13 protein-coding genes are annotated in these 12740 nt (G+C 62.7%); 1 reads left to right on the forward strand and 12 read right to left on the reverse strand.

Features of this window, described 5'->3' with window-relative positions; genetic code table 11:
* Positions 1–5: 5 nt before the first annotated feature.
* Positions 6–2018 (forward strand): capsular polysaccharide biosynthesis protein, encoded by a 2013-nt coding sequence (locus ETW24_RS13700; protein WP_129371569.1) that lies wholly within the window; start codon positions 6–8, stop codon positions 2016–2018.
* A 181-nt stretch (positions 2019–2199) separates the two neighbouring features.
* Here the strand turns inward: ETW24_RS13700 and ribD are convergent, their stop codons facing one another.
* The 12 genes from ribD to ETW24_RS13760 form a co-directional block, all read right to left on the reverse strand.
* Positions 2200–3276 carry a bifunctional diaminohydroxyphosphoribosylaminopyrimidine deaminase/5-amino-6-(5-phosphoribosylamino)uracil reductase RibD gene (gene ribD, locus ETW24_RS13705; protein ID WP_247676920.1) on the reverse strand — a complete coding sequence of 359 codons (1077 nt, stop codon included), beginning with the start codon at positions 3274–3276 and terminating at the stop codon, positions 2200–2202.
* A gap of 20 nt (positions 3277–3296) precedes the next feature.
* Positions 3297–3764, reverse strand: coding sequence for a transcriptional regulator NrdR (gene nrdR, locus ETW24_RS13710; RefSeq protein ID WP_027259687.1), 468 nt, complete (start codon positions 3762–3764; stop codon positions 3297–3299).
* 122 nt (positions 3765–3886) lie between these two features.
* Entirely contained in the window at positions 3887–4303 is a 417-nt protein-coding gene (locus ETW24_RS13715; protein ID WP_129371571.1) for a secondary thiamine-phosphate synthase enzyme YjbQ, read from the reverse strand.
* A gap of 60 nt (positions 4304–4363) precedes the next feature.
* Positions 4364–4789: a hypothetical protein gene (locus ETW24_RS13720; RefSeq protein ID WP_129371572.1), complete on the reverse strand. Its 426-nt coding sequence runs from the start codon at positions 4787–4789 to the stop codon at positions 4364–4366.
* 886 nt (positions 4790–5675) lie between these two features.
* Positions 5676–6077: a hypothetical protein gene (locus tag ETW24_RS13725; protein ID WP_129371573.1), complete on the reverse strand. Its 402-nt coding sequence runs from the start codon at positions 6075–6077 to the stop codon at positions 5676–5678.
* A gap of 106 nt (positions 6078–6183) precedes the next feature.
* On the reverse strand, positions 6184–6480 hold the full coding sequence (locus ETW24_RS13730) for a hypothetical protein (protein ID WP_129371574.1): 297 nt from the start codon (positions 6478–6480) through the stop codon (positions 6184–6186).
* An 85-nt stretch (positions 6481–6565) separates the two neighbouring features.
* Positions 6566–7111, reverse strand: coding sequence for a DUF4166 domain-containing protein (locus tag ETW24_RS13735; protein WP_129371575.1), 546 nt, complete (start codon positions 7109–7111; stop codon positions 6566–6568).
* Positions 7108–7536 carry a thiol-disulfide oxidoreductase DCC family protein gene (locus ETW24_RS13740; RefSeq protein ID WP_129371576.1) on the reverse strand — a complete coding sequence of 143 codons (429 nt, stop codon included), beginning with the start codon at positions 7534–7536 and terminating at the stop codon, positions 7108–7110. Before ETW24_RS13740 ends, ETW24_RS13735 begins: the two co-directional genes overlap by 4 nt.
* A 22-nt stretch (positions 7537–7558) precedes the next feature.
* Entirely contained in the window at positions 7559–8170 is a 612-nt protein-coding gene (locus tag ETW24_RS13745; protein ID WP_164982746.1) for a hypothetical protein, read from the reverse strand.
* A gap of 83 nt (positions 8171–8253) precedes the next feature.
* Positions 8254–10239 carry an RNA polymerase sigma factor RpoD gene (gene rpoD / locus ETW24_RS13750; protein WP_129371578.1) on the reverse strand — a complete coding sequence of 662 codons (1986 nt, stop codon included), beginning with the start codon at positions 10237–10239 and terminating at the stop codon, positions 8254–8256.
* 134 nt (positions 10240–10373) lie between these two features.
* Positions 10374–12380 carry a DNA primase gene (dnaG, locus tag ETW24_RS13755; RefSeq protein WP_129371579.1) on the reverse strand — a complete coding sequence of 669 codons (2007 nt, stop codon included), beginning with the start codon at positions 12378–12380 and terminating at the stop codon, positions 10374–10376.
* Position 12381: 1 nt separating this feature from the next.
* Positions 12382–12720: a hypothetical protein gene (locus tag ETW24_RS13760; protein WP_129371580.1), complete on the reverse strand. Its 339-nt coding sequence runs from the start codon at positions 12718–12720 to the stop codon at positions 12382–12384.
* Positions 12721–12740: the final 20 nt, after the last annotated feature.

Consider the following 12740-nt stretch of genomic DNA (forward strand, 5'->3'; position numbering starts at 1 on the left):
CCGCCGTGCGTCAAAGCGCTGGCCAGCACAAAGCCGGGAGCACTGCGTCCCGGCTTTTTGTTTACAATGGCGGTTTTCTGACCCAGCGCCGGGTGCGGCGGATCCTGCAGCTTTGCGGCTACCACATCCGGCTGGGACTGCCGCAGGCCGAAGATCTGGTTGGCATCTGGGGCGCCTCGCCCACAGCGCACCGGGGCCTTGCAGTCGCCGAACAGCGCGGCTGCGGTCTGCTGCGGGTCGAGGATGCCTTTCTGCGCTCGCTTCACCCCGGCCGGGCCGGCGAGCCGCCCATGGGGCTGCTGCTGGACCACTCGGGCATGCATTTCGATGCGGCGCAGCCGTCAGAACTGGAACAGCTGCTGGCCAGCCATCCGCTGGATGATGCCGATCTGATGCGCCGGGCACGTGATGCGATTGCCCGGCTCAAGAACGCGCATCTCAGCAAATATAACGCCTTTGATCCTGCGGCGGCGGCGCCGGATCCGGGCTATGTGCTGGTTGCGGACCAGGCACGCGACGATGCCTCAGTCACTGCATCGCGCGGCGACCGGGCGCGGTTTCTGGAAATGCTCGCCTTTGCCCAGGAGGAGCACCCCGGCGCGCGGGTGCTGATCAAGACGCATCCAGAGACGCTGCGCGGCTACCGGGCGGGGTATTATGAGGCCGCAGATGCAAGCGCGCGGGTGGAACTGTTCACGGGCAGCGTGTCGCCCTGGGCGCTGCTTGAGGGGGCCGTGGGCGTCTATACTGTCTCTTCGCAACTGGGGTTCGAAGCGATCCTGGCAGGCCACAAGCCACGGGTCTTCGGCCAGCCGTTTTACGCGGGCTGGGGGCTGAGCATTGACGATGCCCCGCCCGCCCGCAGACAGCGGCGGCTGACGCGGGCACAGCTGTTCGCAGCAGCGATGATCCTTTATCCGAAGTGGTACGATCCCTTCCGGGACGAGTTGTGCGGGCTGGAGACAGTCCTGGATAACCTGGAGGCACGGGTGCGGGCCTGGCGGGACGACCATCCCGGCTGGGCCGCTTCCGGTATGCGGATGTGGAAGCGCAAGCCGCTGCAGAAATTCTTTGGCGCCGAGACGCGGGTGCTGTTCACCGAAGATCCGGCCAAGGCACAAGCCAGCGGACGCAAGCGGTTGGTCTGGGCCGGCAAGGCGAACGCGGCGCATGACGGTGCGGTCCGGGTAGAGGACGGCTTTCTGCGGTCCCGCGGGCTGGGGGCGGAACTGGTGCCGCCCCTGTCGCTGGTGGCTGACCGCCAGGGGATCTACTATGACCCGCGCCAGCCCTCGGATCTGGACACGCTGATTGCCCGCAGGGTTGAGATGACCCAGGCCGAGGAGTTGCGGGCCGAGCATCTGGTGCGGTCTCTGATCCAGCACGGGGTGTCGAAATACAATCTTGGCGGCATCGCCCCTGCCCTGCCCGAGGGCCGCCGTATCCTGGTGCCGGGCCAGGTGGAGGATGACGCCTCAATCCAGTGCGGAGCGGGAGCCGTGAAGACTAACCTGGATCTGCTGCGCGCGGTGCGGCAGGCCAACCCGGACGCGGTGATTGTCTACAAGCCGCATCCGGACGTGGAGACGGGCCTGCGCAAAGGCCGGGTTTCAGCAGAGGGGCTGGCGGATGCGGTTGCGTCCCACGCGGACCCCATGGCCCTGCTGGCTGACGTGCAGGAGGTCTGGACGATGACCTCCCTTCTGGGGTTCGAAGCGCTGCTGCGCGGGGTGCCGGTGACAACGCTGGGAACACCGTTTTATGCAGGCTGGGGCCTGACGGCCGATCTGGCTCCGGCGCCGCCGTGGCGGCAAGCCCGTGTCACGCTACTGGGCCTCGCCCATGCGGCGCTGATCGACTACCCGCGCTACTTCGACCCGGTGACCGCCCAGCCCTGTCCGGTGGAGGTTGCAGTGATGCGCCTGCGCCAAGGCCATCTGCCGCATCCGGGGCTAAGCAACCGGCTGCTGTCCAAGCTGCAGGGGCTGTTTGCCACCTACGCCCATCTCTGGCGTTGAACGGCGGCCAGTTGATCGGGAGCCCTCCCGCACCCGCAGGACATCCTGGCTGACGCCAGCCCGCCCTTGGCGGCCTTGGGCGTGGCCCGGCGCGCAGCGCCGGGCCACGCCCAACGGGAGCGGAGCATGAAACATGCTCCAGTGACGGGCGGGAGAGCCGGTTCTGCACGGCATAGGATGGTCAGCGCAGCGCGCGGGTCCAGCGGTGCAGGATGTCTTTGCCGAGGGGACGGGTTTCAACCAGCTCAAACCGCGGCGCTTCCTCCAGCCGGCCGATGCCGAGCGCACCGATCGACGGCAGACCCTCGGCACCAATCCCCAGACCAGCAGTGAAGCCGATCAGCTCATCCACCAGATCAAACGCCAGCAGCGAGGCTGCCAGCGCGCTGCCGCCTTCGCAGAACACCCGCGTCAGCCCCGCCTGCCCCAGCTGCTGCAGCACATCCGCCGCGTCCAGCTGTACTCCGTGCGACGCACAGGGGATCAGATTGGCACCCAGCCCTTCCCAGGCCTGAATGCGCTCATGATCAGCGCCGTGGCCATGGCAGAGCCAGACCGGCACGTCTTTGGCTGTGCGGGCCAGCTGACCCATCAGCGGCAAGTCCAGATGGCGCGAGATCACCACTCGCACAGGCTGGTGCTCCACCCCCAGATCGCGCACGGTCAGCGAGGGATCATCAGCCCGCGCAGTCCCGCCGCCCACCATCACCGCATCATGGCGCGCGCGCATCGCGTGCACGGCGCGGCGGGCCTCCGGTCCTGTGATCCATTTGCTTTGGCCCGATCCGGTTGCAATGCGCCCGTCGAAACTGGCGGCCAGCTTCAGGGTCACCAGCGGGCGGCCCTGCTCAGTCTTCAGAAAGAAACCAGCATGATCCCGCGCTGCCTGTGCCCCCCATATTCCGGTGGCCACCTCAATGCCCGCATTGCGCAGCATCTGAAATCCATGCCCTGACACCCGCGGATCGCTGTCCTCGATCGCGGCGACAACCCGCGCCACACCGGCGTCAATCAGCGCCTGCGCGCAAGGCGGCGTTTCGCCGTGATGGGCGCAAGGTTCCAGCGTCACATAAGCCGTGGCGCCGCGCGCCGCCCCGCCGGCCTGCGCCAGCGCTTCGGTTTCTGCATGAGGGCGGCCGCCCGGCCTGGTCCAGCCGCGGCCCAAAACGCGGCCGCCCTGCACGATAACACAGCCCACTGCCGGGTTAGGCCAGCAGTTGCCCTGCCCGCGCCGACCCAGGGACAGCGCCAGCGCCATGAAACGGTGATCAGCGTCCATTATTCTTCCGGTGCAACTGGCGGGCGCAGCTCGTGAACAAAATCCTCGAAATCATCCGCCGCCTGGAAATTTTTGTAAACGCTGGCAAAGCGCACGTAAGCCACGGTGTCGATCCGGGCCAGCGCCTCCATCACGATTTCGCCGATTTTCTTCGACCCGATATCAGTCTCGCCCATGCTTTCCAGCCGCCGCACGATACCGGAGATCATCTGATCAATGCGCTCGGGTTCTATCGGGCGTTTCTGCATCGAAATGCGGATCGAGCGTTCCAGCTTGTCGCGGTCGAAATCCTCGCGCTTGCCGCTGGTTTTGATCACCACAAGATCGCGCAGCTGCACCCGTTCGTAGGTGGTGAAACGGCCGCCGCAGGCCGGGCAGAACCGGCGCCGCCGGATCGAAACATGATCTTCGGCGGGGCGTGAATCCTTGACCTGAGTGTCGATATTTCCGCAAAATGGGCAGCGCATCCGCCTGCTCCCTCAATCCTGTCAGCCTATTGTTTGTGCCGGTGTTTGCCCGGTTATCCACAACTATAGGCTACCCTCCAGAATTTGGGTAGTGGTGATTTATGGCCGCTAGATAAAGAGGTTCAGGCCAGATGCGCGGCCACATGCCGCTGGTGCGGACGATCGCGGTGTTCAAACAGGTAGATCCCCTGCCAGGTGCCCAGCACCAGTACTCCGCGGCTGACAGGGACCGGCAGGCTGACTGGCATCATCGCCGCTTTGATATGGGCGGGCATGTCGTCCGGCCCCTCATAGGTGTGGCGCAGATAGGCCATTGCGGGATCGGAGGAAGGCGGCACCAGGCGCGAAAAGAAGGCCCTAAGGTCGGTCTGCACCTCGGGGTCGGCATTTTCCTGGATCAGCAGCGAGCAGGAGGTATGGCGGACAAACAGGGTCAGCAGCCCATTCTGCAGGCCGGACCCGGAAACCCAGGCCTGCACGTCACGGGTGAACTCATAAAGGCCCTGCCCGCGCGTCGGAATGGTGAACTCATGCATCATGCAGATCTTTTGGCTGAACACAGCCCGGCCGGCAACAGTGTCAGCCGGTGAAGCTGGAAATCAAGGCAACCAGCGGTCCCGCCCGGGCAGCCGGTCATAACAATAGGTTTGCGCAGCCGACACATGCAGATTGTCACCTGCCTCGCGCACATTCAGCGACAGGCTGGAGGACCGGTCAGGAACACCAGGCGGCAGGCCAAAGGCAAATTGCACCGCTTTGCGCCCCGGCCGGTTGACCGAAGGCCCGACCCCGCGCCAGACATAAATCCGCTGGCTCACCGGCGCCCGCAGCTGGCGGATCGCAAAATCACCGATACCGCACCAATAATCCTGCGCGCCGGTCCCGACCCGGGCCACCACTTCCCAGACGCCTTCGGACACTGGCAGCACCTCGTGGCGGTTAATCGCCCGCCAGGCAGCGCTTGCTTCAGGCAATAGGAGAAGCGCCCCGGTCAGACCGGCAATGGCTGCAATGCGTATGGTCATCTAGTTCTCCTTGTTTCAAGTGCCGCCAGGTATCAGGCAGGCCCTAGCTCAGGGTCGCCCCGGCAGCCTGTCGCAATAACCAAAAGCCCGCTGCACACTCATGCTTTGGCCTGCCCTCAGGCTATTGATATTGCCACGGCTTGCCGCCGGCGCCAAACCCGCATTCAGGGTGAACTGAACCGCTGATACGCGGTTTGTTGTCTCGCTTGCCCCCAACCCGCGGGTGATAAACAGATCCGCCTTCCACGGCGCTCCTAGGTTCCGCTGAGCATGATCAGCTGCAGCACACCAGAAGAATGCACCGGCTGAGATTTTCGGCACTACCTCAAAGACATCCTGCGATACTGCATTGATATGCGCCGCCCTGCGGTCATTCCAGGCCGCGGCCGGCTCTGGCTGTAAAAACGGCAGAGCAGTGGCGAGAGACAGGACAGATATCCAGATTTTCATGTCGGACCCCTTTCAGTTTTGGTGCGCCGCCCGGCAACCAGGCAGATACCGAGAAGTGTAAGGAGAATTGAAACACAAACGACTCACACTGCTGTGCGGTCGCTATTGCAAGTCACGCCCTGGCTCCTTCACACCGTTCTCAAGGCCATCTGCATTTGAGAAAACTCCGCTTTGTCAGCTCCCTAGCCGCAGCACGGCAGGGACAAGCAAGAGCTACGATTGTAGCTGGAACGTTACTCCGACGTAAACGCAGCCGGGGCTCTCTCCGGGCAGCAGCTCACGCTAGATGACACTGTGTTGCGAAGCATGTTGCAGAAGAACTGGCCTCCCATTGCTACAAGCGGATTGCGCAGCTACTGGAGCGACCGGCACCAGAACACCGCCAATTGCCACCATACAACATCACATCCGCGCGAGTTCAGATGCTTCGGATCCACTACAACGCCGGTTCATTCACGCAATAGCCATATCCCTGCTGCACTGACATGCTTTCCCCGGGGCGAAAACCCAGCGACAGCCAGCCTGTCTTGGGTTCGACACCGCTGCGCTTCGGGTAGAGCGTGAACTGCACCGAGGACCGGCGCCCGGTGGTGACGCTGACATCCCGGCCCCGCACCACGTAAAACCGGTCCATCCAACCAGCGCCCAGCTCGCGGCGGGCGTATTCGGCAGCTGCGCACCAGTAATCCCAGGTGCCGCCCGATCCGCGCGGCACCACCTCATAGACCGTGTCATTGACCGGCAGCACCCGCACACCGCGGTTGGTTAAGAAGGCATCCGCAGCTGCGGGGATGGAAGAAAGACAAGCCAGGCCTGCTGCGCAAAGGAGGTTTTTCATTCGGAAATATCCCTGTGTTCGCTTCAACATAGGGATGTGCCGCAGCGGCTCCAATAGACCGGCAGCACCTTTGTAACGACCTCTCGCAGATGTGTGAACGCCCGGCTTAGGCGCGGGGCGGGAATGGAATGATCTCTGCACTGTCCCGCTGATGGCTCAGCACGCCTTCAAGAATGGCAAGCGCTGCAGCATTCGGCACGGTGCCAGTGTCAGGGTGGAACTTTTCGCGCGCCTGCCGGCGCAGCATATCCTTGGTCCCGGCTCCATCCATTTGCTTAAGCGCATCCCCCTGATCCGCCAAAACCTCGACCATGAACTGGTTGGCAGTCACCAGATCATTCAACGATTGAAGCTTTGCAGTCAGCGCCAGCAGTGCCGTGTTCATATTGGTATGTGCAGACATTTTCTTCCCCCCGGAAGGCCAATGGGCAACAGCACCGATTTTAAGGGGGGATGCCGCGCCGGGCAATGACAGGGTTAGCAAATGGTTAACGTCTGAGATCCAGCTCGGGCAGCACCAGAAACCCGCTGTAACGTACCAGCAGACCGATGCGCGGCAGGCTGGCAGAGATGTCAAATCCCAAGTGCCCCTCCGGCGTCTCAAATTCGGCAGCGGCGCTTTGCGGGCAAAGGGCCTGGGGCAGCGGCAGGCCGAACAGCCGGGCCCTCTCCACCGAGACCACCATTGCGCCTTGCTGAACCGAGACGGTCAGGTCCAGCTCGACCATGCCGAAACGTTCCACCGCCCTGCCTGTTTGCGGATCGTAGCGCAGGTGCGAGCGGGTCAGGAATTTGCCGAAACTGCGCCGCCAGACATGGCCCTTGCCCTGCGGCGCGACGTCCAGCCGGAACCGGGTTTCTGCCATCGGCGGCGGAAACCCTGCAAGCGCCGCCAGCAGCCGCGCCCAGCGGTTGCCGCCCTCAACCTTGACCATGCCGTGGCTGCGTTGCGGCGGTTGCGCATGGAACCGCAGCAGGACCGGCGGCACCTCCAGGTCTTGCGCCGCGATAATGTCGCCAAAGGCATCCCTCATAGCTCAAAGCCTCCGTCGGCAAACCGGGCGCGAACCTCTGGGCCAGGGATCAGGCACGTATCAAAGCGGCCGAACAGCCGGTACCGGTTGCGGGCGACACTGAAGTAGAGCGCGTCCTTCAGCCGCCCCGGCAGGAACCGGCAGACAGACAAGGCCGGCCAAGGCAAGGGCAGCGCCCGCATTGCGGCGGCAAAGGCATCCAGCCGCTGATAGGTGCGGCCATCCACAATCACCAGATTGGTCTCGTACGCATCCGTCGGCAGGCCATGCTGGCGGTAAAGTTGCTGCCCCAGCGGCGACTGCGCGGTGGCAAAGCGGAACCGTCCGGCCCGGTCATGGCGCAGCATGAAGCGGAAGAAGCCCGAGCACAGCACGCATTCGCCGTCGAAGACGATGAGGTCTGTGCTCTCTTCCTTCTTTTTCATTCAAGTCATGCCCCAATATTGGTCAGCGTTCGGGGAAAATGTTGGTGTCAGGCCCAAACACCACATCATCGCCGGAAGCATACAAAAAACATCGCCTGCGATTACCATCATTTTCTTCGCATTTACTAAGCGCAACCTGTTCAGCCTCGCGCATGGTCAAGCGCCCCGACGCATAAGCCCAAGCTCCGTTCCGGCTGAGCGCCAGCGCCTTATTCCGTCTGGCCGCAGAATAGCGGGACACCACGTCCCTGCCCCACAAATCAGCAACAAACGGAATAGTCTCAGGACTTACGGTCCCGGCATAGACCAAGGAAGGACTTGCCTGCCAATCCGGTATGTTCTGCCCCTTTGCGATGGCCATGCCGCAAGCCTGACCCGCCGCGTGCTCGCACTTTTGCAATACAACACGGGTTATTGTCGACGACAGCTTGTTGCCGCTGCAGCGGGACGCCCAATGCCCGTTCGGCGACACGGCCACCATATAGGTCTGCTTGCAGCGGACCCGTTCATAATCCCTTTGAATACTGGCGCTGGCGACATCCGATAGGAAGGGGATCTGAAAGAAATCGGGAACGTCTGCCCGCGCGGAATGAGCACTGGCCGCCAGCGCAACTAACACGAATCTAAGCAACATCTTCTGAATTCCCCAAACTAATCTGTTGGGCAGATTACAGGTCAATCAGGCAAGAAAAAGGCGCCCCGCGGGGCGCCCTTTGATTACTGATCCAGGAAGCTGCGCAGTTTGCGGCTGCGGCTGGGGTGCTTCAACTTCCTGAGCGCTTTCGCTTCGATCTGGCGGATCCGTTCGCGGGTCACGCTGAACTGCTGGCCGACCTCCTCCAGCGTGTGGTCGGTGTTCATGCCGATGCCGAAGCGCATCCGCAGAACCCGTTCCTCGCGCGGGGTGAGCGACGCCAGAACCCGGGTGGTGGTTTCCTTGAGGTTTTCCTGAATGGCGCTGTCCAAGGGCAGCACGGCATTCTTGTCCTCGATGAAATCACCCAGCTGGCTGTCTTCCTCGTCCCCGATCGGGGTTTCAAGGCTGATCGGCTCCTTGGCGATCTTCATCACCTTGCGGACCTTCTCCAGCGGCATCTGCAGCTTTTCCGCCAGCTCTTCCGGGGTCGGCTCGCGGCCGATCTCATGCAGCATCTGGCGGCCGGTGCGGACCAGCTTGTTGATGGTCTCGATCATGTGGACCGGAATCCGGATGGTGCGTGCCTGATCCGCGATCGAGCGGGTGATGGCCTGACGGATCCACCAGGTGGCGTAGGTCGAGAACTTGTAGCCGCGGCGGTATTCGAATTTGTCCACCGCCTTCATCAGGCCGATGTTGCCTTCCTGGATCAGGTCCAGGAACTGCAGGCCGCGGTTGGTGTATTTCTTGGCAATCGAGATTACCAGGCGCAGGTTCGCCTCGACCATTTCCTTCTTGGCCTGGCGGGCTTCTTTTTCGCCCTTTTGAACCTGCTGCACAATGCGGCGGAATTCCGAGATATCCAGACCAACATACTGGCCGACCTGGGCCATGTCGGCGCGCAGTTCTTCGACCTTGTCGGTAGAGCGTTCGATGAACATCTGCCAGCCGCGGCCGGGCTTGCCGCCCATGTCGGCCAGCCAGTTCGGGTCCAGCTCGCGGCCGCGGTAGGCATCAATGAACTCGCGGCGGTTGATGCGGGCCTGGTCGGCCAGCTTGACCATCGCGCTGTCAATCTGCATCACCCGGCGGTTGATGCCGTAAAGCTGGTCAATCAGCGCTTCGATCCGGTTGTTGTGCAGATGCAGCCCGTTCACCAGTTCGACGATTTCCGAGCGCAGCGCCTGATAGGTCGCCTCGTCCTGAGTGCTGAAGGAGCCGTCCTCGTTCAGGGTTGCCGAGATCCGGCTGTCCTGCATTTCGGACAGCTGCGCAAAGTCAGTCGAGATCCGCTCCAGCGTGACCAGAACACGGTCCTTGAGAGCGGCCTCCATCGCGGCCAGCGACATGTTGGCCTGTTCATCCTCGTCATCGTCGTCATCGCTGGCAATCGGATTGCCGTCGGCGTCCAGCTCGGGACCTTCGTCTTTAACCGGCTTGGCCGCAGCCACAGCGGATGTATCGACGACCGGCGCTTCCTCCTCGCCGTCTTCGTCCAATTGGTTGCCAAAGGTGGCCTCCAGGTCGATGACGTCGCGCAGCAGGATGTCCTCGGACAGCAGTTCGTCGTGCCAGATGGTGATCGCCTGGAAGGTCAGTGGGCTTTCGCATAGCCCCAGGATCATCGTATTGCGGCCGGCTTCGATCCGCTTGGCGATGGCAATCTCGCCTTCACGGCTCAGCAGCTCAACCGAGCCCATCTCGCGCAGGTACATGCGCACCGGGTCATCGGTGCGGTCCAGCTTTTCAGCCTGGGCGCCGGCCAGCGCAACCTCGCGCGGGCCTTCGGTGGTCACAAGGTCGGTGGTGCCCTTGTTCTCTTCTTCTTCGGCCTCTTCGTCCTCGATGATGTTGATGCCCATTTCGCTGAGCATCGACATCACGTCTTCGATCTGTTCCGAACTGACCTGATCCGGCGGCAGAACCTGATTGAGCTGATCGTAGGTGATGTAGCCTTTCTCGCGGGCCTCCGCGATCATCTTCTTGACCTGAGTCTGGCTCATGTCGAGTGAGATTTCGGCGTCCTGATCATCAGGTTTGCGGTCGTCGGTGTCTTTGGCGGCCATTCATTGCTCCTACTCAGGGGCTGCGGGGCGATTCGGGTCGCGCGAATCATTAGCGCGATTCTCTGATTCGTCACCCCGTTTACCCAATTTTCCTGTGCTCTTCCTTAGCAAAACGCAGAATCAGGCAATCTGTGTCATTTACCGGAAAAGCCGATCCGATCCAAAAGGGCGCCGAACGCGTCGCGCTCATCCCGGCTGAGCCGCGCGCCGTTCTCGCCCACATCATACTGCGCCTGGTCTTCATTCTCGCTGCGCACTGCCTTGTTCTTGGCCTCGGCTGCCTGCCGCAACCGCCAGGTCAGCGCCTCATCTGCAAGGCCGTCCAGATCTTCTTCGGCCTCTGCCAGTTCCGCGTCCAGCCCGCGCCGCGCCTCAAGCTTTGCCAGCTCCTCGGCCAGGGTCATGCTGGCCAGTTCGGTGTCGCCGGGTTTGCGCAGGCAGGGGGTGATTGCGACATGGCGAAGGCCAAAGAGGTTTTCAAGGGCATGAGGTCCCAAAGACCAGTCGATTTCTTCGCGCAGACGCTCTGGCGCGCCGATGCCATAGCGCAGCACCATATCCCGCAGCACCGCCAGATCCGGATCGGCGCATTGCAGGCGCTCAAGGCTGGTCTCGAATTCGGGGATCACAGCCGGGGTGGTGATTGCCGTGGCCAGGATCACCGCTTCGCGCATGGCGGCAAAAAACTCGTCTTCGGCACCTGCCACCAGCGAGGCACGGGTGGTTGCGCGCGGCTGCGGAATCGGGCCAAAGCCCTTGCCGGGTTTCCACGGCGGACGGCTGCCATCGCGAAAGCCGCCGCTGCGGGACCCGCGCTGCTGGAAACCGCCGTCGCCGCCGTCGCGGTTACTGCGGTTGCCGCGAAACAGCTGCCAGCGCATCTCCTTGACGTCTTCGCCGTAATGCTTGCGGATCGACGGGTCGCGGATCAGCTTGATCTTCTCGCGCAAGGATTTGTCCAGCGACGCCTTGCGTTCGGGGCTGTCGAAAACTTTGCCCTCGGTCTCGCGCTGCCACAGCAGCTTGACCATCGGCATCGCCTGATCCAGCACCGCCTGCACCGCCTCCGGGCCTTTACTGCGGATCAGGTCGTCGGGGTCCTTGCCTTCGGGCATGATGGCAAAGCGCAGGGATTTCCCGGCCTCTAGCAAGGGCAGCGCCAGATCAATCAGCCGCATGGCGGCGCGGATGCCCGCCTTGTCGCCGTCCAGCGCGATGATCGGCTCATCCGACATCCGCCACAGCATCTGCAGCTGGTTTTCGGTGATCGCAGTGCCCAGCGGCGCCACCGACGACTGAAACCCGCCTTCGGCCAGCGCAATCACATCCATATAGCCCTCAGCCACGACCAGCGAGGACCCCCGCCCCGAAGCCGCCCGCGCGGGCCCGTGGTTATACAGGCTGCGGCCCTTGTCGAACAGCTCGGTCTCGGGCGAGTTCAGGTATTTGGCGTTGTCATTGGGGTCCATCGCCCGGCCGCCAAAGGCAATTGCGCGGCCGCGCGCATCGCGGATCGGGAACATGATCCGGTTGCGGAAAGTGTCATAAGGCTTGCCGCCCTTGTTCGAGGGTTTGGCCAGCCCGGCGCCGATGATCAGATCCTCGGGCACGTTCTTGCCACGCAACCCGTCCCACAAGGCCTGCCAGCCATCAGGGGCAAAGCCGATTTCCCAGCGGTCCAGCGCCGGCGGCGTCAGGCCGCGGCGCTGCAAGTATGTACGGGCGTCATGGGCAGCGTTGGTTTTCAGCTGCAAGCGGAAGAACTGTACCGCCTGCTCCATCACTTCGGCCAGCAGTGCCCTGCGGTCCTGCTTTTCCTGCGCGCGCGGGTCGCGCTTGGGCATTTCCATGCCAGCCTCTTGCGCCAGGATCTCCACCGCCTCCATGAAACCGACGTTCTCGGTCTCCTGGATGAATTTCAGCGCGTCGCCTTTGGCGTGGCAGCCGAAGCAGTAATAGAACCCCTTGCGGTCCTCTACATGGAAGGATGCGGTTTTTTCATGGTGAAAGGGGCACGGGCTCCAATAGTCACCCTTGCCCGGCTGCGACTTGCGCTGATCCCACATGACCTTGCGCCCGACAACATCAGAGATACTGACTCGGGTGCGCAATTCATCCAGAAAGCCGGGCGGCAGGGACATATCAGTTCGACTTCAGCTGTTTCTGCATCGCCTGGATCTGATCCCAGTTCTGCAGGCACTGTTCCTCGAAGGCCGCACCAAGATCAACGTCGCGCAGGTCGCGCCGTTTCATCGCATAGACATGGTTTGTCAGCTGCGGAATCGCCTTGGAATAGGTCTCAGGCCAGTCCGGTTCGCTGTCCAGCACCGCCTGCTCCACCTCTTCCTGTTTCACCCGGTCCAGCCGCGCCTGCTGCACCGCGGCCATGACTTGGCCCTGGTACTTGCAGCTTTGTTCTTTGGTTTCAGAAGCATAGGCCGGAGCCGCCAGTAGGGCGGCTGCTAGGGCGATGCGGATCATAGATGCGCTCCGGGAATCAG

Source organism: Leisingera sp. NJS204, from assembly GCF_004123675.1.
Classification (GTDB): Bacteria; Pseudomonadota; Alphaproteobacteria; order Rhodobacterales; family Rhodobacteraceae; genus Leisingera.

Bases quoted from the DNA above. Each gene is read 5' to 3' on its own strand.
- ribD (WP_247676920.1), bottom strand. From the start codon at position 3,276: ATGGCGCTGGCGCTGTCCCTGGGTCGGCGCGGGCAGGGCAACTGCTGG.
- nrdR (WP_027259687.1), bottom strand. From the start codon at position 3,764: ATGCGCTGCCCATTTTGCGGAAATATCGACACTCAGGTCAAGGATTCA.
- ETW24_RS13715 (WP_129371571.1), bottom strand. From the start codon at position 4,303: ATGATGCATGAGTTCACCATTCCGACGCGCGGGCAGGGCCTTTATGAG.
- ETW24_RS13720 (WP_129371572.1), bottom strand. From the start codon at position 4,789: ATGACCATACGCATTGCAGCCATTGCCGGTCTGACCGGGGCGCTTCTC.
- ETW24_RS13725 (WP_129371573.1), bottom strand. From the start codon at position 6,077: ATGAAAAACCTCCTTTGCGCAGCAGGCCTGGCTTGTCTTTCTTCCATC.
- ETW24_RS13730 (WP_129371574.1), bottom strand. From the start codon at position 6,480: ATGTCTGCACATACCAATATGAACACGGCACTGCTGGCGCTGACTGCA.
- ETW24_RS13735 (WP_129371575.1), bottom strand. From the start codon at position 7,111: ATGAGGGATGCCTTTGGCGACATTATCGCGGCGCAAGACCTGGAGGTG.
- ETW24_RS13740 (WP_129371576.1), bottom strand. From the start codon at position 7,536: ATGAAAAAGAAGGAAGAGAGCACAGACCTCATCGTCTTCGACGGCGAA.
- ETW24_RS13745 (WP_164982746.1), bottom strand. From the start codon at position 8,170: ATGTTGCTTAGATTCGTGTTAGTTGCGCTGGCGGCCAGTGCTCATTCC.
- rpoD (WP_129371578.1), bottom strand. From the start codon at position 10,239: ATGGCCGCCAAAGACACCGACGACCGCAAACCTGATGATCAGGACGCC.
- dnaG (WP_129371579.1), bottom strand. From the start codon at position 12,380: ATGTCCCTGCCGCCCGGCTTTCTGGATGAATTGCGCACCCGAGTCAGT.
- ETW24_RS13760 (WP_129371580.1), bottom strand. From the start codon at position 12,720: ATGATCCGCATCGCCCTAGCAGCCGCCCTACTGGCGGCTCCGGCCTAT.